This is a genomic window from Acidovorax sp. YS12, assembly GCA_021496925.1.
Lineage (GTDB): Bacteria > Pseudomonadota > Gammaproteobacteria > Burkholderiales > Burkholderiaceae_C > Paenacidovorax.
Window position 1 is genome coordinate 3,974,433 of sequence record CP053915.1, and the last position, 23,226, is coordinate 3,997,658.

A 23,226-nucleotide genomic window follows, 5' to 3' on the forward strand; every position below is an offset into this window, starting at 1 on the left:
CAGCGCGTCAAGGACCTGGATGGTTGGATGGTCAGATGGTTGTTGCCTGAGCACTTCTCTTACTAGATTGGCCGACTGGCGTTCAGTCCCGATGACCAGAGTGACCCTGCCGCCCTGCGAGAGTCTTCAGCCTCCGTTCACATGCTAGGCTAAGCCATGACACAAATTTTCATTGACGAATCTGGCATCTTCAAGACTGCGCCGACTGACAATAATCCGTGGAGCGTCGTTGGCGCATTAGCGATCGCTGAGCAGAATCTGGAGCGACTTAAATTGGTTGTTGAAGGCTTGCCCGCCCAACTTGGGTTGGCGGAGGGCGCTGAGCCGAAAGGAACATGCTTTAGGAGCGATGAACAACTGATTTGCTTCGTAGAGCAGCTCAAGCTTTGTAATCTCGTTTTCGTCCCCGGCGTGGTCTTTCTAGACGAGACCCAGAAGCATCTCTTCGAGAAAGTTGCTGGAATCGACCGCGAATTGCTAGAGGAAGGTAAGAGCATCTTCAGCTCGAAGACCTTGCAAAACTACATTCAGTCAAACGTACTCCTGGATTTGCTCAACGCTGCGTTGTGGGGCAGCGTCTTGCATTTCTCGCGAACCGATCCCCTCTCGCTGCAAGCCTTCAAGTGGATGATTGACGAGAAAGATATTGTCGAGAAATTTGTTTCCTCCAAGATCAACGACTTTATTGCAGGATACGGGAATAACTTCACCCATGTCATCGCCCCCTCGCAGAGTATGAATATCAAGCCCTTCTACGAAAGCAATGGCGCCCCTGACTGTTCGGGCTTCTTTCCCCGAAAAGTGTTTGGCAACTTCGGATTTTACGAATCCAAATCACTGCCAGGCCTTATCGCAGTTGACATTCTTTCAAACGCATTCAGACGCTGCCTGCGTGGACATTGGGATGATCCGGAAACGGTGGCGACAGCACTCGGTACGCTGATGGTCGATCAGAAACCGCACTTGACGATCAAGCCTAGAGAGGCTGGTCTGCAGTTCAACTCGACGATATTACCCATCGCAGACAAGTTTAAGTTTCTTACTGGCGCCAAGCATGCCATCATCGACCGCCTCCTTAGCGGCATCCCAACACGCTAATTTGGATGCGTCGAGGACGGCGTACTTTTCGCGAAAGCCCTTCATTGCTGTTCAACGGCAGCAGTAGTGCACTTCAGCTTCAGACTGGTGCTGAACTCTTCGGTCCCGAACGGGCCGGACAGCAGTCGAGCGGCCGGTTCCGAGGGTGATGCGGCCGTTCGGGACAGGTAGCGTTCAACGACCGGTGTGGGCGGTTGCTGCCGTTCAGACACTGGACCGTGAATGACACAGATCAGCCTGAAGCCGTCAGATGGCCTGCAATCGATAGATCGTTCATGGCCGATAGGAGTGGGGCACGGTGGTCGCGGCAAGCAACCTTTCGGGTGGGCATTACTTGAGCGTGCACATCCGCTATAAAGCAAAATGCACTGCTTCTCACAGACACACACACCATGAACCGCACCGACCTCGTTGCAACCCTTGCCGCCGAGAACGACCTCTCCAAGACGGCCGCCAACGCCGTGCTCGACACGCTGATCGAAACCATCCAGACCGCCGTGAAGAAGGGCGATGCGGTGCAACTGGTCGGCTTCGGCACGTTCAAGTCCGCCAAACGCGCCGCGCGCACCGGCAAGAACCCCTCTACGGGCGCCGCCATCAAGATCCCTGCATCCACGGTGCCCAAGTTCGTGGCTGGCGCTAAGTTCAAGGCCGTGGTAGACCCCAAGGCTGCCAAGCGCAAGGCCGAGAAGGCTGGCAAATAAGCCGCCAGACCAACCTGCAAGCCGCCCGTACGCCTTGGCTCCGGGCGGCTTTTTGTTGGGGGCGATACGCTCCACATCTTCCACAGACTGGGTTCAACGATGACAGCTTTCTCCGACGCATTCCGGGCCGAAGTCATGCGCATGGCGCGCAAGGAGATCAAGGGCGAACTGGGCAACCTGCGCAAGATCCTCACGACGCAGCGGTCCGAGATTGCGGCACTCAAGCGGGATGTGAAGGACCTGGTGTCGCAGGTGAAGGGGCTGAACAAGGCCGCAGCCTGTCAGGCCGCTCCGGATATAGCGCAGACCCAAACCACCGAGGCTCCTACGCGCAGGGGACGCCGATTCCAGTTCAAGGCCGAAGCGTTGGCAACCAAGCGTGAGCAATTGAGCCTAACGCAACAGGCCATGGCGGTGCTGCTGGAGGCCTCGGCGCTCTCCGTGGCCCGGTGGGAGCGCGGGAAGGCGATGCCGCGGGCGGCGCAGCTCGAGCGCATTCAGGCGGTGTTGAAGATGGGGAAGCGGGAGGCGTTGAAAAAACTGCAGGCCTGATGCGCACTGGACGGCCCCTGATCCGGTAGACCAACCCTGCCCATCGTTGGATAGGTTGTGGTTACCGTTGAATTCGACCGCTGTTCGTCACGATGTTGCTGTTTACGACTTTAGGTGTGAGCGTGATGAGGCCGGGTAGCTTGGAAGCCGCATCAATGATAGGCTGCTGTTTACGACTTTATTTGCCGGGAATAGTAGCTATTTTTGCCATATAAAAAGAGCGCTCACTTTGAGCGCTCTTTTCTTTGGTTCTTGCGAGAGGTTCTTGTGGCTCGAGCTGCAGCTAGATGTTGCGATGACTGCAAGAGGTTGTGAGCGGTCTATCGCCGGACGGCAGACTTGATGGGGCAGCGCGACAAACCTGAGGTACCCATCAGCGGTCGTTCGTGTCGGCCAGCAATCGACCCTGAGCCGCCAGTCAAACGAAAGCCGCGAAGCCGTCATTTAACGAACTCCGCACCTATTGCACATAGGCAACCTCGGTGTCTGGGTATACTGTTTGTAACGACTTTGCTCGCGGATCTGATCCGGCAACTGTGTGGCACGCAATATGGGAGGGCGGCAGGTTCATGGCTGATTTGGTGCCGCTTTTATGCACAGCGTGTTTGCCCAGCGCTGGGCTGCAAGCCGCTTGCGGTGCTTAGGCCCCTGAGAACTTTGTGCGGGCTTGGCTTTGCTCTTAGAGTCGGTTCGTCGCTCATTGCCTCATTTATCTGGGCCACATGACATGTTCCTACATCCGCAATAAGCGAAGCGGAGAAACCGCAGCCTACTCGGTGCTCAAGCTGACCCGCATGCTACGTGTCGCTTACCTAGTTCATTAGGCCGCATAAACCAACCATACCTGCACTGTGAAACTCAAGAACATTCGAATCCGCAACTTCCGAACGGTCGGGGCCGAGCAGTCACTTGACTTAGAGCATGGCTTGACAATCGTCGGCCCAAACAGCACAGGCAAGACAAATTTGCTTCGCGCAGTGGAGATGCTCTTCACGGGCGTTGACAATCAGCACGGATACGACGCAGATCACGATCTCACATTCGGCGAGTCAACTGCCCAAACGGGCATGATCGCAACTTTCGTGGGATCAGAAGATACCGATGCCGACTTCTTTGGTCTCTACAGCGATCTCAGCCAAATGCTAGAGACTCCGAAGGAAATCAAATCCGATATCTCTCTATATCTGTACTTCACAAAAACAGGAACACCAGTCTATAAGTTTTTCTCCAACGAAACGATTAAGGCAAGCCTCAAAGCTCAGTTCTCGCGCAAACAGATCCAGACGCTAACAGCTCTATTTGAAAAGTTCGTCTGTCATTACGTCCCATCATCAAAGAGCATCTCCGATCTTTACGCATCGCTCCTTCTTCCTTTTGTCCGTCGGTCTATCTCAGGCCTTTTGCAGGACAAGCTGACAGAGATTGATGCACGGTTAGCAGATATCGCCAGCCATCTTGATGAACAACTAAAGCTTGCTGGTCTTCCCAAGATTAAGTCCTCTTTCACTCTGCCCAACAACTCACTTGAGCAACTCCTATCGTACTTTGACTTCAAGCTGGCCGATCCACACACTACATCAATTGACAGAAAGGGGATGGGCATTCAGGCTGCGTCGATCTTGTCTTCGTTCTTATGGATCACACGTGAGGAATCCAAACTGAACAAGTCTACTATCTGGCTTGTTGAGGAACCGGAGTCATACCTTCATCCGGAGTTAGCAGGCCCGTGCAGTAGCATGCTGGAGCAACTCCGCAGTGAGTCGCTCCTGATTACCACTACCCACTCTCTTGGCTTTGTTCCGAGCGATCCGCGGCAAGTAGTCGGTACATCTCTAGACGAGCATGGACGAACAAAAGTCACAACATATAAGACCTACTTCGAAGCGACAGCGCACATTCGCAGTGCCTTGGGAGTTAAATTTAGTGACTACTACAACCTCGGCACTCTCAATTGCTTCGTTGAAGGAAAGTCAGACCGAGAGGTTCTCAATTGGGCATTAGGCAAGATCACGCCAACGGAAGATGGCGCCTATGTTTGGTCTCATGCACGAAAGTGTGAGTTTCTCGACTTTACGGGAATCTCCGGGTTGGAAGGATTCCTCAAGGCAACCTACGCGTACATCCATAAGGAACGGGCTGTTGTCGTTTTAATTGATGGCGACTCCGCTGGTAACAAGACAAGAACAAACTTGCAACAGTACTTTGGCCAGCATCAAATTCAGTTCCATGCAAACTCAGAGTTCATCTCCCTACACAATGGGTTCGCACTCGAAGGTTTGTTTCCTCACAACTGGATCAAGGATCTGCACGATCAACATTCCAGTTGGTTTTCGGAGTACTCTGTAGACGTTGCAGGCTCACTCCAGCCTTTCACGCTAAAGAGCGAAAGCAGCAAAGTACAGCTTCGTAATGCTCTCATTGAGCGTGCCGAGCAAGCCACGGATCTCGATTGGGCCAGTCGATTTATCGAGGTGCTCTCAGCTCTCGACTCCTGCCTGGCAAAGAAGGCGACGGCCCTAGGTGCAGCCTAACTATCGGTTCAACGCGGACGCACTATGAGCCATCGCTACGCGATTTTGATGGTTCATAGTGGTGCCCTCCGCACTTTGTGCTCCAGTGCTGGTTAACTGGCTACACACGGACGAAGGGCTCACAGATATGTCGAGCGGACATGCTCATAAGTGGGAATAACGCCGAGCCTTTGAAAAAAGTCGTCAGTGAACGCGACTGCAGCTCTTACCGCCCATTGGGCACAACCTGCACCGAGGACTTTGTCTGGATAGAACGGGTTACCCAGGCCTGTTAGCGGGTTGATGGGAAATTTTCCTTTGAGGCGCTTTTCAAATTTGTGCTGTTGTGGTGTCTCGTGCCCGCTGAAGCCAACTATTGTTTCCGGCTCGTAGTGAATGAGTGCATTGCGCAATTCGATCAATAGTTTGACATCTTGATAAGGGCTCGTCCCAGCGTTAAATGCAGGTTTGCTGTTTAATTCAAGTGCTATTTCGTATTTCTCAATAATTGAGTACGAGGCCGTCCGAGGAATGCCTTTCTTCCACAAGCTTGCCATTAGAGCTCTGGCAGGCAAAGAGGTAATCTGTTCGTTGCTGTGAGCATCGGAGCAGTCTGAGAATATTTCATTGATCGTTGCTTCGAGGAAGGCAGCAGAGACGATCAAAGACGAGATTGCACAAGCGTTGTGCTGTCTACGCTGGGGGCTGTCAAGCGGCGTCGTTTGAGCCGTTGATTCAGATTCTTTGCACTGGTCCGCAAATAATACGGCTGCCGAAAGGTGCCCTATCGACAAGTAATGACGCATGGAAATTTTGATGGACATTTCGAGTGGCCTAACTCCAGATTTCATGAGCTGCCGAAGGCAGTCCGCTGGGAGGAACTGTTGGTGACTTTATTTGATTACCAAGCCATGATGCTCTTCCAGATGCCGTAGCATCCTTTCAAGAGCTGTCATTACATCGAGTTGGTTTGCACCAAATGAGTAATATCCACTACGAAGCGCCTCGTCAGAGATCTCATCTGGCACACAGTAATCTCGAATTTTTTGTTTTTCTTGATCATTTATTCGAACTACGAGTGGATAACGAAAAGCGCGACCATCAGCCTCTCGGATGCCGCCTGGCCCATAGTTCTGAATGCTTGCGTTGTAGCACTCACTGCCCAAAATGCTTTCCAATTGAACAAGCACATTTCTGCGTGCCTGTGATAATTTATGAACCACTCGATCTCCTTTGATATAACGTAATGTAGACCGCGCCAACCCACAGGTCATATCTAGGGCGTGCGGACTAAATTGGCGCGAAAAGTTCTACAAGCAGTATAGTCTGCGCACCGAGGAAACCCATGGGAATGGGAGTTCGGCGGACTTATTGAATGACGGCTTTTATCTGATCAGCTGCTCAGGGTCGATTGCTGGCCGACGCGAACGACCGCTGACGGGGCTCTCAGATTTGTCGCGCTGATGCATTGAATCAGCCGTCAGGCGACAGACCGTTCACGCTGCATTGCCGCCACCGGCGCAAATCGATCGACCAAGCGCGGCGCCAAGGCCGGGCGGCCACGGCCCGAGGTGACGTGGCTGGCGAAGTGCCGCTCGATCTGCCCCCAGTCCATCAAGCCCGCCAAGCGTACCAGCGGGGGCGCATGTTGATCTGCTCGTCTTGCAAATCCTGCGCCCTTCAAGCAGCAGAACTACGGGTCAGATCAACGGTTTGCAGGTTTTTCGGGTCGGACTAAAGAATTTTTGAGTAGTTTCAGGCGCTGTACCGTCAAGTACAGGTGAACACATCTGCATCTCTTGACTGGAACCCGCCATGCCTTCCTCGCGCTTCATCTCTCCTATCCGCCCCATTGCGGCGGCCATGCTTTCGCTGGTGGCCGCATGGGCCCAGGCAGCGCCCCTGGCCATCGATCTGCCAGCCCAGCCGCTGAGCACCTCGATCCAGCAGCTTTCGCGCCAATCGGGGCTGTCCATCGGCGGCAACGCCGCGCTGCTCGAAGGCAAGACCGCGCCCGCCGTCCTCGGCACGCTGGAGCCCGCCGATGCCTTGCGCAAGCTGCTGCAGGGCAGCGGGCTGAGCGTGGATTTCGACGGCAACAAGGCCGTCATCCGGAAGGCCGCATCCGTGCTGAAGGAGGTGGTGGTCTCCAGCGACGCCGTGGCGATACCGCAGGAAGGGAGCGCGGAGCTTGGGTATCGGCCCGAGACGGCCAAGACTCTCGGCCCACTGGGCGATAAACCGATTCTGGACACGCCCTATTCGATGACCGTGATGTCGGCCGATCTGATCCAGAACAGCGTAACGGCGACGCCTGACCAGCTCTACAAGATGAATCCCCAGACCCAGTTGGTCAGACCGTCAGCGTCTTACACGTTCGGTGCTGTCGTAATGCGCGGCACGTTTTCCCGCTTCGCGCTCGATGACGGCATGCTTGGCGATGGCACCGATGTCCTCGACATCGAGGCGCTCGACCGCATGCAGGTGCTCACGGGGCCAACGAACTTCCTCTATGGTGCGACGCAGCCCGGCGGCCGCGTCAATTACGTCTACAAGAACCCGACGCACGAGCGAATCAACGACATCACGGCCGGCAGCTACGGCGGCTCCAGCCGTTTCGTCCATGCCGATCTGGGCGGGAACATCGACAGCGACGGGGTGCTGTCCTACCGCGTCAACGCCCTGACTCAGGATGGCGACCTCTCCAAGGATGGCGGGCAAAAGCGCTCCTTCATTCGCGCCGCCGTCAATTGGAAGCCGGTCAATGGCATGACATGGCAGGGCTATTACTCGTATGGCGATTTGGAGAATACGGGCAATGTGATGACGTGGAGCAAGGCTGCGGGCGCGGTTCGCCCCTCGGCTCCGGACGTCAACAGGAACTGGGCCCAGCCGTGGACCTGGACTGGCACCCGCGTCGAAAAATTGGGTGGCAAGCTCGACTGGAGCCTCAACGAGAACCTTGGCATTCGGGCGGCGTACCAGCGCAAAAACCGCATCTTCAAGGGATATCTGGCAACGGATAACGAGATCAATGGCGATGGAACCTACACAACGACATATTGGGCAGGTGGGCGACAAACCTATGACGTCGATACCGGATACCTGTACTTGGATTACAGCGCGAACATCCTGGGTGCCCGGAACAAGCTCACGGTAGCTTATGCCGGTTACGACTACGATCAGACAGTCGAAGCCGCTACGCGAATCACACCGCTCACGCTCGGCACAACGGCGATGGGCAACCACGACACTTACCCCAAACCGGAGTTCACCACGTCGATGGCTGAGGGATGGAGTTATCTCAATCGCTATAAAACCTATACGGTTGGCAATGAGCTCAGTATGGGCAATTGGTCGGTATTGGCAAGCCTCAGCTACACAAAGATCAAAGCAGGCTATCCCGATGGCAGCGATACGTACGACAAGGGAAAGATTTCCCCGACGGGCGCGCTGATCTACAAACTCAACGACAGGCTGTCCACTTATGTGAGCTACGCCGAAGCGCTCGACAGGGGCAACATTGCTGGCACAACCTACAACGGTTTGCCCGTTACCAACGCAAACACCGTGCAGGAACCGACGGTCAGCAAACAGGTCGAGATCGGCGCCAAGGCGGATGTCGGCGGCCTGTTGCTCGGTGGGGCACTGTTTCGCCTAGACCAGGCATCAACGCGCTATCTCGACAACGGCAACGGCACCTATACCTTTGCGACCGACGGGAAGCAGCGCTTCACCGGCGTCGAACTGACGGCCGTTGGGCGCCCGATGCCACGGCTGACCGTATTCGGGGGACTCACCCTGATGAAGGCGGAAGTGGTATCGGCCAATGCAGCGACGGCCGCCAGCCCCAGCACCAAGGGCTATGTGCCCTGGGGCATCGCGCAGCAGATGGCCAAACTCACCGTTGAATACGACGTGGCCTCCGTCCCCGGCCTGACGCTAACAGGCGGCGCGTACTACACAGGCAAGTCGTATGCCGACAACTATGAGATGGACAAGCTGGCAGGCTACACCCTGTTCGACGCGGGTCTACGCTATGGGACGAAGTTCGCCGCAACCCCGATAACGCTGCGGCTCAGCGCCACCAACCTCACCAACAAGAGCTACTGGATGTGGGCGGGCCAGAACGCAGCGACCGCCCCACGTTCGCTGGCTTTAAGCGTCACCGCACGATTCTGATGCTGCGGCGGTCATTTGGCGGTGCCGCTGCAGTGGCCGGCATTGCGGCCATCGCCTGCCTGATGGCGCTGCGGCCGCCGCAACCGCCGACGCCCGAATTGCCCGGGCCTGTGCGGCAAGTCACCGACATGCAGGGACAGCCGGTGCTGCTCAGCGGCCTGCCTCGTTCGGTGATGGTCTTTCCACCGGTGCTGTGGGATTACCTCACGGCCGATGGCGAAGAGGGGCATGTCACGGCCATTGCCGGCTACCTGCAAAAAGAGGCGCAGGCAACGCTGCTGGGCAGCGTGTTTCCTGGCTTGCGCACCACCAACATGGCACAGGCGCGCATCGGCGCGGTGCCGCTTGGCGCGGAGCAGACCTTGCTGGAGCAGCCCGATCTCGTGCTGACCTGGTCATGGTTTGCCGACGCCCTGGCGCAAATCCGCTACCCGGGGCTGGTTCGGATCGAGGGCGATGAAACGGCAGGCATGCGGACGATATACCAGTTGTTCGGCGCGCTCAGTGGCAAGTCAAGGGCTGTCGATACCTTGCTGGCCCAGCATGCACGGGCAATGGACGAGCTCGGCCGTTCCATACCGCCCGCGCCGCGGCCGGTGAAGGTGGCCCTGATGGCAACGCCGGAGTTCGTCCTGCCGGTCAAAAGTGCGGACATTCTCCAAACCCTGGACTGGCTCGGCGCGCGCGATGCGGGCGCTGGCCTGCCGCAGCGCAACGGCCCGGTCAATGTCGAAACGCTGTTCGTGCTCGACCCCGATTTCATTTTTCTCCCCAGTTACAAGAGCGGCGCGCAGCTTGCCCCCGCCGACCTGTATGCCGACCCTCGGCTCAAGCCGCTCTCGGCGATCAGGCAGCGCCAGGTCTACCGGATGCCTGGCGGCGTGGCCCGCATGAGCGGGCCGGTAGAAGCGCCGTTGCTGGCGCAATGGATGGCCGAGCTGATTAATCCGGCCGCGCAACTGCGGCAGCCTTTGCGCGCGGCCATGCGCGATGCCTACCGCACGGCCTTCAGCTATGACGCCTGCGAAGACGACATCGACGAGGTGCTGCGCATCGGCGAGAACCGTGCGTCGTCCGGTTATCGGCGCTTTGCGCGGGACGCGGTTTGGCCAAAGAGCCCGCAGCCACGGCCGGAATAAACGCCACCGCCATCGGCCGCATCGCCGCCCAAACCCGCCAAGCGGATTGAACGGGCGTGGCATCCGAAGGGTGCTTTACCAGCGTTGCGTCGTTCATGCGGCCTCGCTTGCCCGCCAGGGCTTTCTGGCCAGTACGGTGGCCAGCGCCAACGCCGCAAACAGCCAGCCGCTCCAGACCGTTCCCCGCATTCCTGCCGCGTCGATGAAACCGCCGCCGGCCGACGCCCCCAGCACCACGCCGAGGTTGGCCGCCGAGACATAGAGGCTGGTGGCAAACTCGGGCGCCTCGGGCGCCGCCGAGCTCATCCACATCTGGCTCACGATCAAACCGCTGGTGTGCGCTGCGCCCCACAGCAGGCAGATCGGCAGCATGGCCGCGAAAGACGGCGAAGCGAACACCAGCAGCACGCCATAGGCGGCCGCCAGCGTCACGGGATAGCCCAGCACAGTCCAGGCGAGCCGGCGTCCCAGCGCACGCCCGGCCAGCAGGTTGCCAAGCACGCCGCCCACGCCGAAGACCGCCAGCAGCAGGCTGATCGCCTCGCTGCCCAGGCGCGCCTGCCGCGCCAGGTATTCGGCGGCGTAGCTGTAGACGGAGAACATCGCGGCGAACACGCACACCGCCGTCGCGATCGAGAGCCACACCGCGGGTCTGCGCAGGACGGCCAGCGGTCGTACCGGCGTGGCCGCCTGCGCCTCGGGCCTGGATGGCAGCATGATCCAGAGTCCGGCGGCGGCGGTCAGGTTGACTGCCGCGCAGAAGTAGAACGCCGCCTCGTAGGACACCCTGGCCTCAATCCAGGTCGCCAGGGGCACGCCCAGCACCAGCCCCAGCGTGGTGCCGAGGAACGCCATCGATGTGGCGTGCGCGGCACGTTCCGGCGGGTACAGCGACACGGCCGCAGCGAAGGCCACCGAGAAGAACACCGGGTGCAGCAGCGCCGGCGGCACGCGCAGCGCCATCAGCCCCCCGAAGCTGGGCGCCCAGGCCGATAGCAGGCTGCACAGGCTGAAGACCAGCAGCGAACCGGCCAGCACCTTGCGCCGGTCGAAGCGCGACAGCCACAGCACCATGGCCGGCCCGCACACCGCGACCACGCCCGCGAACAGCGCGACCAGCCCGCCCGCTTGCGCCACGCTGACGCCATGGCGCTGGACGATGGCCGGAAGGATGCCGACCACGCCGAACTCGACGGCATACAGGCCGAATAGGCCCAGTGCGATGAAGAACAATGGCCGGGTGCCGTTCATGGCCGCGCCTGTGCCTGTCGATCGGCTATCGCCGGGCATGCGCTGGCCGCCAGCGCCGGAGCGGGAAAGCCATGCCGCCTGGCCGCCCACACCACCACCAGCGTTGCCGCCAGCAACACCAGCAAGGCCGGTGCGAACGCGCCGACGCCCAGCCGTTCGAGCAGCACGCCGCCGGCCATGCCGCCACCGGCAATCGCTGTGTTCCAGGCGGTGACCAGCATGGATTGGGCGACATCCGCCGCTTCGCCTGCCGTTTTGGCCAGTGCCGTCTGGAACAGCGTCGCCGCACCACCGAAGGCCAGGCCCCAGGCGGCCACCGCCGCATAGACCACGACCGGCGCATCGCCCGCCACGCCCAGCGCCAGTGCGGACAGGCCGAACAGGGCCGTGCTGGCAAGTGTCAGCGCACGCAGGTGGCGGTCGATCAGCACGCCGATGATCCAGATGCCCAACAGCGAGGTCACGCCGAACACCAGCAGCACCACGTCCGTCCGGTCGGCCATGCCCGCCGCCGCAAGGAACGGCGCGATGTAGGTATAGAGGACGTTGTGCGCCAGCACGAAGGCCAGCACCACGAACAGCACTGGGCGGACACCAGCCACGGTGAATACATGGCCCAGCGGCAGCCGCCTGCCCGCCGCCTGCCCGGCGAAGTCCGGCAACTTGATGTGCACCCACACCATGAGCAGCAGCGCCAGCGCGCTCATGATGCCGAAGCACATCCGCCAGCCGACCAAGTTGCCGAGGAAGGTGCCGGCCGGCACGCCCAGCGACAGCGCCAATGGCGTTCCGGCCATCGCAATGGCGATGGCCCGGCCCTTCTGATGCTCGGGCACCATGCGCGCGGCATAGCCCGCCAGCAGCGCCCACAACAGTCCGGCCGACACACCCGCCAGGAAGCGTGCAACCATCGTCAGGACATAGCTGCCGGAGAACGTCGTGACGGTATTGGCGGCGACGAAGCCCGCGATGGCCGCCAGCAGCAGCGGGCGCCGCCGCACGCCCTGCGTGGCAGCGGTCAGCGGAATTGCCGCCACCAGCGAACCGATGGCGTAGACCGTCACTGTCTGGCCAGCCCAGGCCTCGGACACCGCCAGGCCCTGCGCCATCTGCGGCAGCAGTCCGGCGGGTAGTGCTTCGGTCAGGATGGTGATGAAAGCCGCCATCGCCAGTGCCAGCAACGACGCCAGCGGCAGGCGGTCATCGGCAACGGCGCTCATCGTCCGGCCTCCCGCGCGGGTTGCGCCATGTCGCCCACGGAACGGGCCACGACTATCGTTCTCATCACCGCACCTCCAGCGCGCCATAGACGGCATCGCGCAGGTCGGTGACGAAGCGGCCGGACATGCCTTCGTACAGCGTGTTGGTGAAGGCCACGACGCTCAGGCCCTGCGCCCGATCCACGAACCAGGAATGGCCGTAGGCGCCGCCCCAGCGCCAGGTGCCTGCCGATTCGGGGGAAGCGGCCAATGCCGGGTCGCGCAAGACCGAGAACCCCAGTCCGAAGCCGAAGCCAGGCGCATCGGGCAGTTCCCGGCCCTCCGTTTGATCCCGCGCCATCTCCGCGGCCCATTCGCTGGGCAGCAGCACACCGCTGCCCTGGCGCAGGGCTTCCAGCAGGCGCAGCAGGTCTTGCGCCGTCCCCGCCATGCCTGCGCCGCCCGAAGGAAATGCCTGCGGATCGAAGATGCGGGAGGGGCTGTAGGCGATGCCCACGGTGCCCTCGAAGGCCGAGACCGTCTCGCCCTCGCTCAGCCGATGCGGCTGCGGTGTGCCGTTCACGTAGACGGTCGCCACGCGCTGGGGATCGCGTGCGGCAAAGCCGGTATCGGCCATGTCCAGCGGGCCGGTCACGAGTTGGCGCACCGCCTCGTCCAGCGGCGTGCCGTGGACGCGCGCGATCAGCGCGCCCAGCACATCCGTCGCCAACGAATAGCCCCAGGCCGTGCCCGGTTCGTACAGCAGCGGCACGGTGGCGAGGCGGCGCAGGTTCTCCTCCAGGCTGATACCGGACGCATCCATGCCGTCCGACACGCCGGCCCGTGCGTAGGGGCCGGCTGCGTCGGCCTCGAAGAAGCGGTAGCCGAGACCGGCCGTATGGCTGAGCAGTTGCCGCACCGTGATGCGTGCCGAGCGGCCGTCGGCCAGCCGGGGTTGGAATTCGGGCAGCCAGCGCCCGATGTCCGCGTCGAGGTCGAGGCGGCCTTGCGCCACCAGCGCCAGGGCCGCAGTGGAGACGATGGGCTTGCTCACCGAGGCCAGCCGGAACACCGTTTCCGCGGTCATCGGCCGCGCGCTTTCGCGGTCGGCGAAGCCGGCGGCCTGCTGGTGGATCAGTTCGCCGTCACGCGCCACGAGGATCACGGCACCGACCAGCCGCTGGTCGTTAAGCGCCTGCTGAATGGCGCTGTGAATGCGCGTACCGAGGTGCGCCGGCGGAGCGCTTTGGCGCAGGAAAACTGGAGGATTCGTCATGGCAAGTCGTTCGATTCAATTGGCGAAGCCTTGACGATAGAAATCCTTCGATTAAAGAAAAAGTAGGCTACAGTTCCTCAATGTGCGGAGCAAAGTGTCCGTAATTGTGAGGAGCGCGGATCATGGGCAGCCTGAACGGCTTGGTGGTGTTTGTGCAGGTTGCCGAGGTGCGCAGCTTCGTCGCGGCGGGCCGGCTGCTGGGCGTGTCGGCCTCGGCCGTCGGCAAGAGCGTGGCGCGGCTGGAAGAGAAGCTGGGGGTGCGCCTGTTCCACCGCAGCACGCGCAGCGTCACGTTGACCGCCGAGGGCACGCTGTTCCTGGAGCGCAGCCGCCGCATCCTGGCCGAGAGCGAAGCGGCGGAACTGGAGCTGTCGCAAGCCAGCACGGCGCCCCGTGGCCGCTTGCGCGTGAGTCTTCCACTGGTCAGCTCGCTGGTACTGCCGGTACTTGGCGAGTTCATGCACGAGTACCCCGAGATTGAGTTGGATCTGGACTTCACCGACCGGATGGTCGATGTGATCAAGGAAGGTTTCGACGCGGTGGTACGCACGGGCGAGCCGGCCGACTCTCGCCTCACTGCGCGCATGTTGGGCTCCTTCCGCTCGGTGCTGGTCGCTTCGCCTGGCTACCTGGAGCTGCGGGGGACACCCCAAGTACCTGCCGATCTGCTGCTGCACACCTGCCTGCATTACCGCTTCCCCAATAGCGGCAAGCTGGAGGCTTGGGCGTTGCAACAGGAACCCGGCGCACCGGAGCTGCAATTGCCCACCTCGATGATCTGCAACAACATCGAGACGCGCGTGTGCTTTGCGCTGCAAGGGCTGGGGATCGCCTACCTGCCGGACTTCGCTATCCGCGCGCCATTGGCCGATGGCCGGCTTCAGCCCATCCTCGCTGGCCATGTGGAGCGCGCCGGCGTCTTCCACGTGCTCTGGCCTGCGAGCAGGCACCCCTCTCCGAAGGTGCGGGCGCTGGTCGACTTCCTGTGCGCACGAGTGTTTCCAGCTTCTGTGGACAAGCCCGGAGCGAAACCTCGGCGCCTGGTCAACCGATAGAGGAACCGCGAGCCCGCCCAATCCCCCACGCCGCGCCCACGCCGCGCCCGCGCCGCGCACCGTCGCGGCGATCTGCTGCCCCAGCAGCCACTGTTCGATCACCTGCCGCCAAGGTACAAGGCTGAATCCCGCACCCTCCTGCTGGATCCGCGCCAGCCCTTCGCGGTACGTGGTCACCGCGAACGCCGGGAAGCGCCGCTTGAACTTGCTGGAGTCGAACAGGTTGTCCTGCCCATACCGGGGCAGCAGCTCGCGGATCTCGCGCACCGGGCGGGAGAACAGGCCCGCGGCGGCCAAGGCCCATCGGGGCAGGACCGTGTAGCCGGCATCCCGCCCGAAAACCCCGGCGGCCATGGCGACGAATTGCTGGTACCGCGGCTGGCGTCGGGCGTCCAGATGAGCGTGCGGCGCGTGTCGTCGCGCACCGGCACGCGGGGCTTCTGGCCGCGCCGCAGTTCGCGCGCCAGTTCCACGGCAATCTGCCCGTTCGCGCCCAAGATCGTCTGCATGGGGCAGTCCTTTGAAATGTTGCTGGCGCAAGGTTCACCTTGAAGCAAGGTTCAATGTCAAACTCCGGGCCATGAAAATCGGAGAACTCGCCGGGCGCACCGGCCTGGCCGCCTCGCGCATCCGCTTCTACGAACGCATCGGCCTGCTCAAGGCCGTGGAGCGCCAGGCCAACGGCTACCGCAGCTACCCCGCCGATGCGGTGCTGACGCTGCAACTGATCACCGCCGGGCAGCGTGCGGGCTTCAGCCTGGACGAACTGCGCACGCTGCTGCCCAATGGCCTGGCGCAGTGGGAGCACGGCACCCTGGTCGAGACGCTGCGCCGCAAGGTGCAGGACATCGAGGCGCTGCAGGCGCAACTGGCGCAAAGCAAGGCGCATTTGCTGGAACTGGTGGCGCAGATCGAGGCCAAGCCCCAGGACATGGACTGCGCCGCCAACGCCCGGCGCGTGCTGGCGGAGATGCGGCTGGATGCAGCGCCCGCCAAGGGTTGACACATTCACTCCTTATTTGATAGCTTGTAGCGCTTGACTGGCGGGCGCTGGAGGCTATTTTTCTTCCTGAAACCTGTTGGGCGGGCCAACGCGAAGGCGGCTTTCACGCAAGGGCAAAAAAGCGCTTGACCTTGCAGTCAGGTTGAATCCTATGCCTTTCCAAGGTCGGGGGAGCCGGTGCGCAAAGGCGGCTCCTTCCCGCTTCGCCGAGGACGCACGCCGCCGTGGTGCCCACGCTGGCCGTCAACCCAGGCGACGAGGCGCCGCTGATGCAGGGGGAAATCTTCGGCCCCATCCTGCCGGTGCGCACTTACCGCAGCATCGACGAAGCCATCGCCTACGTGAATGCGCGGCCCCGCCCGCTCGCGCTCTACTACTTCGGCGCCGAGGAGGGCGACTGCGCCCGGCTGCTCGCGCACACCACCTCCGGCAACGTGGGCATGAACAACACCTTGGTGCATGTGGCGCAGGGCGATCTGCCCTTCGGCGGCGTCGGGCCCAGCGGCATGGGGGCTTGCCATGGCGTGGAGGGCTTGCGCGCGATGAGCCATGCCAAGGGCGTTTTCGTGCTGGGCCGCTGGAACTTTCCCGGCCTGCTGCATGCGCCGTTTGGCAGGTTCGCCGACATCGTGGCCGCGCTCACGCTGGGCAAAACCAAGGCATCGCCCCCATGGCTGCTGTGCCATCGGGGCCGGTGCGGATGGTTTGGGGTAATGGCCAAATCGGCACGAAACGCACGCCAGTCAAGCGCAGGCAGCTATTTATTCGATAGCTGCTGCCAATCCCTTTGCCATCCGCTCACCCGCCGGCCACGGGCAGGGCTTTGGCGACGTCGCCTACGTCACCGCCCCGCGCGCATCGACGCGGATGATGCGCTCCACCACGCCGTGCGCCAGCCCGCCGCGCACGCCGATCAGGTGGTCGTGCAGGTTCACCGTCGGGTCGCAGTGGCCGGGCACCAGCCACAGCATGCGCCCGAGCGCGGGCAGGCGGGCCTTGGGGCCCTCGGGGTAGAGGATGCCGTGCTCGTCCCCGCCGTTGGCGAAGCGCAGCGCGCGCTCCGGCGCCAGGCCGTGCACCAGCGGCAGGCCGGAGTCGATGGCGTGGCTCTTGTGCCCGGCGTCGCACACGGCGTGCGTGGCGCGGGCCGAGATCACCTGCGTCTTGACGAACAGCGCGTGCTCGAACGCGGGCTGGGCGCTCTCGCGTTCGTTGCGCGCGTAGTCCGCGTCCATGAACAGGAACGAACCGGCCTGCAGCTCGCCGTACACGCCGCTGGCAGCCTCGTGCACCAGGGTGCCGGTGCCCGCGCCGGTGACCAGGCCCACGGGCAGCCCGGCGGCCTCGATGAGCGTGCGTGTGCGCGCGGCGGCGGCCACGGCGGCCGCGATGGCGGCGCGCCGTGCGTCGGTGCCGCGCAGGTGCTGGGCGCCGCCGTGGTAGGCATGCAGGCCGGCGAAGCGCAGGCGGTGGTGGCGTGCGATGGACTGCGCCAGCGCCACGGCCTCGGGGCCGGGCGGCACGCCGCAGCGGCCCTGGCCCACGTCGATCTCGACGAACACGTCGATGCCGGCGTCGCTGCCCGCCTTGTCCATGGCCTCGGCCAGGCGCGCGATGCCTTCCTCGCTGTCCACCGCCAGCGCCAGGCGTCCGCCGCGCGCGGCGAGCTGCGCGGCCAGGCGCGCGGTGCGCAGCAGCTTGTTGGCGGCGAGGATTTCGTTGCTGATGAACAGGTCGCTCACGCCCCCGGCGGCCAGCGCTTCGGCCTCGGAGAGCTTTTGCACGCAGGCGCCGCAGGCCCCGGCCTTTTGCAGCAGCAGGGCGATCTCGGCGCTCTTGTGCAGCTTGGCATGCGGGCGCCAGCGCACGCCGTGCTTGCGCGCGAAGTCGGCCATGCGCTGGATGTTGCGCTCCATGGCGTCCAGATCGATGACCAGGGCAGGGGTGTCGATCAGGTCCACGCGCAGCCCGGCGGCGGCCGCCCAGGCGTCAGGCCGTGGTTTCATCGCGTGCGGCGTGTTCGAGGTGCTGCGTATCGGCCCAGCCGACCAGAGACAGGCCGTGCCCGTGCGTCCACAGCAGGCGGTTGATGGCGGCGTTGCCGAGCTGCCAGGTGCGCGGCGCCTGGATGTCCTGGCGCGTGGCGGCGCGGTACAGCACGTCGAGCACGCCGCCGTGCGCCACCAGCAGCACCAGGCCGCCGGGGTGCCGGGCGGCCACGCGGTGCGTGGTGCCGATCACGCGCTCGCGCAGCGCGCGCAGGGACTCGCCGCCTTCCGGCGCGTAGTCGGGGTCGCGCTGGCGCCAGCGGCGCGCCTGCTCGGGCTGCTCGGCCTCGACCTCTGCGAAGGTGCGGCCCTGGAACAGGCCAAAGGCGCGCTCGCGCAGGCCCGGCTCATCGGCCAGGCGGGCGCCGGTGGCGTCGGCCACGGCCTGGGCGGTGGTGCGGGCGCGCAGCAGGTCGCTGGTGTAGATGGCGCTGATGGCCTCGCCCGCCAGCGCGCCGGCGAGCTGGCGCGCCTGCCACAGGCCGGTGGCGTTGAGCGGAATGTCCAGGTGGCCCTGGATGCGTGTGTCCACGTTCCAGGCGGTTTCGCCGTGGCGCACGGCGATCAGGCGGGTGGCATCCATCGGCAGGTTCTTCAGCGTGCGGGGATTTCGGTGCGGATCTGGCGCCCGCCCGTGGGCGGCTGCGGGAAGCCGGTGAGCGCGGCGTCGAACAGCACGCCGAAGATCAGCGCGTCGTTGCTCCACACTTCCTCGTAGGAGGCGGAGGTCTCGTAGACGATCTTCTGCGTCTGCGCGTCGCGCATCACGATGCTCACGGCGCGGTACTGCAGCGTGGGCGGGCGGTCCATCATCCAGGTGCCGCCCATGGCCCAGCCGCGGTGGCCCCCGCCCCACCCCCAGGCCCAGGGGCGGCCGTAGGGGCCGTAGGGCCAGTACTCGGGGCTGGTGTAGCGCGCCTGGGCGCCGATCTGCACGATGAGGCTGCCGTTCTGGTCGTCGCGCTGCAGGCCCACTTTCTGCAGCGACTGCTGGGCCTGCGCCTCGATGGCCGAGAAGCTGGCGGCTTCGGCCTTCTGCGAGGGCAGCAGCTCCAGCCGGTACGTGGGCGGCGCGGGCAGGGCCGTGAGCGTGGAGTAGCTCTGCACGGCGCTGTCCACCGCGCGGGTGGAGGCGCAGCCGGCCAGCAGCGCGGCGGCCAGGGCAAGAAAGAGGGTGTGGAACCAGCGCGAAATCATGGTGGACTCTCCTGGGAGGATGGAACGAAATGGCTGGCGGGCGCTGGCTGTGTGGCAGGCTGCGGTGGGTGCGTCAGGTCAGCTGTACCACCTGCACGCCCGGCAGTGCGGGCGCGGCGGGAAACTCCTCGTGGTCGAACGCCGTGTCGCCGTCTTCGCTGGCGATGCCCGTAGCCTTGAGATGGCGGAAATCGTGCAGGGTTCCGTCGAGCAGGTGGGTGCGCACCACGTTCTGCATCGAGCGGAACATGTTGTCGATGCGGCCGGGGTACTTCTTGTCCCACTCGCGCAGCATGTCGCCCACCACCTGGCGCTGCAGGTTCTCCTGGCTGCCGCACAGGTTGCAGGGGATGATGGGGAAGTCTTGGTACTGCGCCCAGCGCGCCGTGTCCTTCTCGGGCACGTAGGCTAGCGGGCGGATCACCACGTGCTTGCCGTTGTCGCTGGCGAGCTTGGGCGGCATGGCCTTCATGCGCCCGCCGAAGAACATGTTGAGCATCAGCGTCTGCACGATGTCGTCGCGGTGGTGGCCCAGGGCGATCTTGGTGGCGCCCAGTTCCTCGGCCACGCGGTACAGGATGCCGCGGCGCAGGCGCGAGCACAGGCCGCAGGTGGTCTTGCCCTCGGGCACCACGCGCTTGACGATGCTGTAGGTGTCCTGGTTTTCGATGTGGAAGGGCACGCCCGTGGCCTTCAGGTACCCGGGCAGGATGTGCTCGGGAAAGCCCGGCTGCTTCTGGTCGAGGTTCACGGCCACCAGCTCGAAGCGCACGGGGGCGCGCTTTTGCAGGCGGATCAGGATGTCCAGCAGGGTGTAGCTGTCCTTGCCGCCGGACATGCAGACCATGACCTTGTCGCCGTCCTCGATCATGTTGTAGTCCACGATGGCGCGGCCGACCTCGCGGCACAGGCGCTTTTCCAGCTTGTGCGCCTCGCGTTCGATCTTGGGCTTGCCGGGCTGCTTGGCCTCGGTCTCGGCGGGGGCGCCTTCTTCGGCGGTCCAGGGGGATTCTGTTACAGCATTCATAGGTGCGAAGTTCGTCGCCAGGGCAGGGGCGGCCGGCAAGGCGCGGGGCCGCCAAGGGGTGGGATTTTCCCTGCAAACCCGCGGCTTGGGAAATTCCAGGCTTTTTGCCCTGGGGCCGCGCGCGCCAGGGCGTGGTAACGTGCAGCAAGCCTGCCCACCGCCTGCCAAGGAGTCCCATGCTCTCGCGCAACCGATCGCCGTATTTCCTGAAAACGCGCATCGCACTCCTGGCACTGGCTTTCCTGCTGGCGGGCATGTGGGCCCTGGCGCTGTATGCCGGCTACCGCCTGTACCAGGACATGCGTGGCCAACTCGAGGCGCAGCAGTCGTCGGAGGCCGCCTTGCTGTCCAGGGAGCTGGAGCGCTCGCTGCGCGAGCGTGGCAACGCCCTGCAACTGGTGGCGCGCGGCCTGGCCGACGACATGGCGCGCGGCGCGGCGGTGCTGCAGGGGCGCCTGGCCGAGCGGTCGGTGCTGCAGCAGATGTTCCGCGGCGGCTACTACGTGACCGACGGCGCGGGCGCGGCCATCGCCGCCTACCCGCCGCACCTGGGGGTGCAGCGCCGGGGGGGCGAGTCCAGCCGTTTCATGCAGCAGGCGCTGGCGGGCCAGACCGTCATCAGCGACCCCATGCCGGGCCTGGTGGCGGATGCACCCATCGTCATCGTGGCCACGCCGGTGCCGGGCGCCAGCGGCCACCCCGTGGGCGTGCTTGCCGGGGTGGTGCGGCTGCGCGACATCGGCGTGTGGGACGTGGTGCCCTCCGCCCAGGGCAGTCCGCACAACGACTACTGGGTGGTGGACCGCGCCACGCGCACCATCGTCGCGGGCAGCGACCCGCGGCGCCTCATGCAGGCGCTGCCCGCGCCGGGGCAGGACCCGGTGCTCGACCGCTTCGTCGCCGGCGCCGAGGGCAGCATCGTGCACACGTTCGACGGCGTGCGGGTGCTTGCCTCGGTGCGCCAGATGGCGGAGCCCGGCTGGATCGTGGCCGTCTCGCAGCCCACGGCGCAGGCGTTCGCGCCCCTCGAGGCGATGCGCCAGCGCATCGTCGTGGCCACGCTGGTGCTCACGGTGCTTGCGGCCTGGGGCATCTGGTGGATGCTGCGCCGCGCGCTGCGGCCGCTGGAGCACATGGCCCGGCGCATGGGCGCCATGGCGCGGCAGGAGGAGCCCCTGCAGCCGCTGCCGCCCCGGCGCGCGCGCGAGCTGGACCAGCTGGTGCAGGGCTTCAACCACCTGCTGGCCGAGCTGGAGCAGCGCCAGCGCGCCGTGCGCGAGAGCCAGGAGCGCTACCGCGCGGCCTTCATGACCAGCCCCGATGCGCTTGACATCACGCGGGTGTCCGACGGTGCCCACCTGGACGTGAACGAGGGCTTCGAGCGCCTGTTCGGCTGGCCGCGCGCGGAGGTGCTGGGCCGCTCGGGCCTGGGGCTGGGCATCTGGCGCGAAAGCGATGCCGGCGTGCGCGCGCGGCTGGTGCAGCAGGTGCTGGCGCAGGGCCGCATCGCGCAGCACGAGCAGGTGCTGCGCCGGCGCGACGGCAGCATGGTCACGGTGCGCATGGCCGCCAGCCTGCTGGACGTGGAAGGCGAACCCTGCCTGCTCTGGGTCACCCAGGACGTGACGGCCTACCTCCAGGCCCATGCGCAGATCCAGCGCCTGACCTCCACCGACGCGCTCACCGGCCTGCCCAACCTGCAGCAGTTCATGCTGCATCTGGCGCAGGCGCAGGCGCGCTGCCTTGAGGCGCAGCACCTGGGGGCGCTGCTGTGCATCGACCTGGACGACTTCAAGACCGTCAACGACAGCATGGGCCACGACCACGGCGACCAGCTGCTGCGCATGGTGGCCGGGCGCCTGCAGGAGGCGCTGGGCCCCGAGGGCGTGGTGGCGCGCCTCGGCGGGGATGAGTTCATCGTGCTGCTCGACGGCCTGCCCGCGCAGTTCGGGGAGGCGGCCCACGCCGCCCAGGCCATGGCCTACCGGCTGTCGGAGCGGCTGGGCGAGGCCTTGCCGCTCGACGGCACGGTGCACAACCCGGGCGTGGGCGTGGGCATCCTGGTCTTCGGCCAGGCGCACCAGGCGCCCAAGGAGCTGTTGCGCCAGGCCGTGCTGGCGCTGAACCAGGCCAAGCACACGGGGCCGGGCGCCATCCTGTTCTTCGAGCCGCAGATGCAGGACCAGGTGAGCAGCCGCGCGCGCCTGCAGCGCAGCCTGCGCGAGGCGCTGCAGAAGCAGACCTTCGCGCTGCACTACCAGCCGCAGCTGGCCGACAGCGGCGCCGTGGTCGGCGTCGAGGCGCTGGTGCGCTGGCATCTGCAGGGGCACGGCATGGTGCCGCCGGCCGAGTTCATCCCGCTGGCGGAAAAGACCGGGCTGATCCTGCCGCTGGGCCGCTGGATCCTGCACACCGCCTGCGCGCAGCTCGCGGCCTGGGCGCGGGCGCCGGGGCGCATGCACCTGAGCATGGCGGTGAACGTGAGTGCCGGCCAGTTCCAGCAGGACGACTTCGTGCAGCAGGTGCAGGAGGTGCTGGCCGAGACCGGCGCCCCCGCGCACCGGCTGAAGATCGAGCTGACCGAGAGCCTGATGATGTGCCAGATCGAGGACGTCATCGCCCGCATGAAGGCGCTGCGCGACCTGGGCGTGCGCTTTTCGCTCGACGACTTCGGCACGGGCTTTTCGTCGCTGTCCTACCTCAAGCGCCTGCCGCTGGACCAGCTCAAGATCGACCAGGGTTTCGTGCGCGACATCCTGGAGGATCACAACGACGCGGCCATCGCCCGCACCGTGATCGCCCTGGGCGAGAGCCTGGGCCTGGAGGTGATCGCCGAGGGCGTGGAGACGCCCGCGCACCGCGAAGCCCTGGCGCGCTGGGGCTGCCGCTACTACCAGGGCTACCTGTTCAGCAAGCCGCTGCCGCTGGCGCAGCTCGAAGACTACCTGGACCAGCAGCCGGCACCGGCGCTGGCGCCGTAGCCCG

General features: G+C 64.1%; 17 protein-coding genes and 1 pseudogene. 10 read left to right on the top strand and 8 right to left on the bottom strand.

Annotated elements, in window-relative coordinates; all coding sequences use genetic code 11:
- Positions 1 to 156 precede the first annotated feature (156 nt).
- From YS110_17795 to YS110_17810, 4 genes are all read left to right on the top strand, one after another.
- Positions 157 to 1,098, top strand: a complete 942-nt coding sequence (locus YS110_17795; GenBank protein ID UJB66474.1) for a DUF3800 domain-containing protein — start codon at positions 157 to 159, stop codon at positions 1,096 to 1,098.
- 392 nt (positions 1,099 to 1,490) lie between these two features.
- Positions 1,491 to 1,802 (top strand): HU family DNA-binding protein, encoded by a 312-nt coding sequence (locus YS110_17800; protein ID UJB66475.1) that lies wholly within the window; start codon positions 1,491 to 1,493, stop codon positions 1,800 to 1,802.
- A 99-nt stretch (positions 1,803 to 1,901) separates the two neighbouring features.
- Positions 1,902 to 2,354 carry a helix-turn-helix transcriptional regulator gene (locus YS110_17805; GenBank protein UJB66476.1) on the top strand — a complete coding sequence of 151 codons (453 nt, stop codon included), beginning with the start codon at positions 1,902 to 1,904 and terminating at the stop codon, positions 2,352 to 2,354.
- Positions 2,355 to 3,205: 851 nt separating this feature from the next.
- Positions 3,206 to 4,885: an AAA family ATPase gene (locus YS110_17810; GenBank protein ID UJB66477.1), complete on the top strand. Its 1,680-nt coding sequence runs from the start codon at positions 3,206 to 3,208 to the stop codon at positions 4,883 to 4,885.
- A 119-nt stretch (positions 4,886 to 5,004) separates the two neighbouring features.
- Here YS110_17810 and YS110_17815 read toward each other — a convergent pair whose 3' ends face one another.
- The gene (locus YS110_17815) at positions 5,005 to 5,688 is read right to left on the bottom strand and encodes a hypothetical protein (GenBank protein ID UJB66478.1); all 684 of its coding nucleotides are present in this window, start codon (positions 5,686 to 5,688) and stop codon (positions 5,005 to 5,007) included.
- Positions 5,689 to 6,679: 991 nt separating this feature from the next.
- On the opposite strand from YS110_17815, the gene YS110_17820 reads away from it, so the two are divergent.
- Together YS110_17820 and YS110_17825 are read left to right on the top strand one after the other, a co-directional pair.
- Positions 6,680 to 9,046, top strand: coding sequence for a TonB-dependent receptor (locus YS110_17820; protein ID UJB66479.1), 2,367 nt, complete (start codon positions 6,680 to 6,682; stop codon positions 9,044 to 9,046).
- 32 nt (positions 9,047 to 9,078) lie between these two features.
- On the top strand, positions 9,079 to 10,185 hold the full coding sequence (locus YS110_17825) for an ABC transporter substrate-binding protein (GenBank protein ID UJB66480.1): 1,107 nt from the start codon (positions 9,079 to 9,081) through the stop codon (positions 10,183 to 10,185).
- Between the two features lie 93 nt (positions 10,186 to 10,278).
- Here YS110_17825 and YS110_17830 read toward each other — a convergent pair whose 3' ends face one another.
- From YS110_17830 to YS110_17840, 3 genes are all read right to left on the bottom strand, one after another.
- Positions 10,279 to 11,436 carry an MFS transporter gene (locus YS110_17830; protein ID UJB66481.1) on the bottom strand — a complete coding sequence of 386 codons (1,158 nt, stop codon included), beginning with the start codon at positions 11,434 to 11,436 and terminating at the stop codon, positions 10,279 to 10,281.
- Positions 11,433 to 12,656, bottom strand: a complete 1,224-nt coding sequence (locus YS110_17835) for an MFS transporter (GenBank protein ID UJB66482.1) — start codon at positions 12,654 to 12,656, stop codon at positions 11,433 to 11,435. The genes YS110_17830 and YS110_17835 overlap by 4 nt, the downstream gene beginning before the upstream one ends.
- Positions 12,657 to 12,720: 64 nt before the next feature.
- Entirely contained in the window at positions 12,721 to 13,911 is a 1,191-nt protein-coding gene (locus YS110_17840; protein ID UJB66483.1) for a beta-lactamase family protein, read from the bottom strand.
- Positions 13,912 to 14,033: 122 nt separating this feature from the next.
- Here YS110_17840 and YS110_17845 point away from each other — a divergent pair, with 122 nt between their 5' ends.
- From YS110_17845 to YS110_17855, 3 genes and pseudogenes are all read left to right on the top strand, one after another.
- A complete protein-coding gene (locus YS110_17845) occupies positions 14,034 to 14,966 on the top strand; it encodes a LysR family transcriptional regulator (GenBank protein UJB66484.1) in 933 nt (310 codons plus the stop codon).
- Positions 14,967 to 15,546: 580 nt separating this feature from the next.
- Positions 15,547 to 15,969 carry a MerR family transcriptional regulator gene (locus tag YS110_17850; protein UJB66485.1) on the top strand — a complete coding sequence of 141 codons (423 nt, stop codon included), beginning with the start codon at positions 15,547 to 15,549 and terminating at the stop codon, positions 15,967 to 15,969.
- A gap of 146 nt (positions 15,970 to 16,115) precedes the next feature.
- Positions 16,116 to 16,631: pseudogene (locus YS110_17855) on the top strand (aldehyde dehydrogenase family protein).
- 174 nt (positions 16,632 to 16,805) lie between these two features.
- Here the strand turns inward: YS110_17855 and YS110_17860 are convergent.
- The 4 genes from YS110_17860 to ttcA form a co-directional block, all read right to left on the bottom strand.
- On the bottom strand, positions 16,806 to 17,975 hold the full coding sequence (locus tag YS110_17860; GenBank protein ID UJB66486.1) for a DSD1 family PLP-dependent enzyme: 1,170 nt from the start codon (positions 17,973 to 17,975) through the stop codon (positions 16,806 to 16,808).
- A complete protein-coding gene (locus YS110_17865) occupies positions 17,959 to 18,600 on the bottom strand; it encodes a histidine phosphatase family protein (GenBank protein UJB66487.1) in 642 nt (213 codons plus the stop codon). Before YS110_17865 ends, YS110_17860 begins: the two co-directional genes overlap by 17 nt.
- Before the next feature lie 11 nt (positions 18,601 to 18,611).
- The gene (locus tag YS110_17870) at positions 18,612 to 19,214 is read right to left on the bottom strand and encodes a DUF4136 domain-containing protein (GenBank protein ID UJB66488.1); all 603 of its coding nucleotides are present in this window, start codon (positions 19,212 to 19,214) and stop codon (positions 18,612 to 18,614) included.
- 73 nt (positions 19,215 to 19,287) lie between these two features.
- Positions 19,288 to 20,241 carry a tRNA 2-thiocytidine(32) synthetase TtcA gene (ttcA, locus tag YS110_17875; GenBank protein UJB66489.1) on the bottom strand — a complete coding sequence of 318 codons (954 nt, stop codon included), beginning with the start codon at positions 20,239 to 20,241 and terminating at the stop codon, positions 19,288 to 19,290.
- 176 nt (positions 20,242 to 20,417) lie between these two features.
- Here ttcA and YS110_17880 point away from each other — a divergent pair, with 176 nt between their 5' ends.
- The gene (locus tag YS110_17880) at positions 20,418 to 23,222 is read left to right on the top strand and encodes an EAL domain-containing protein (GenBank protein ID UJB66490.1); all 2,805 of its coding nucleotides are present in this window, start codon (positions 20,418 to 20,420) and stop codon (positions 23,220 to 23,222) included.
- Positions 23,223 to 23,226 lie beyond the last annotated feature (4 nt).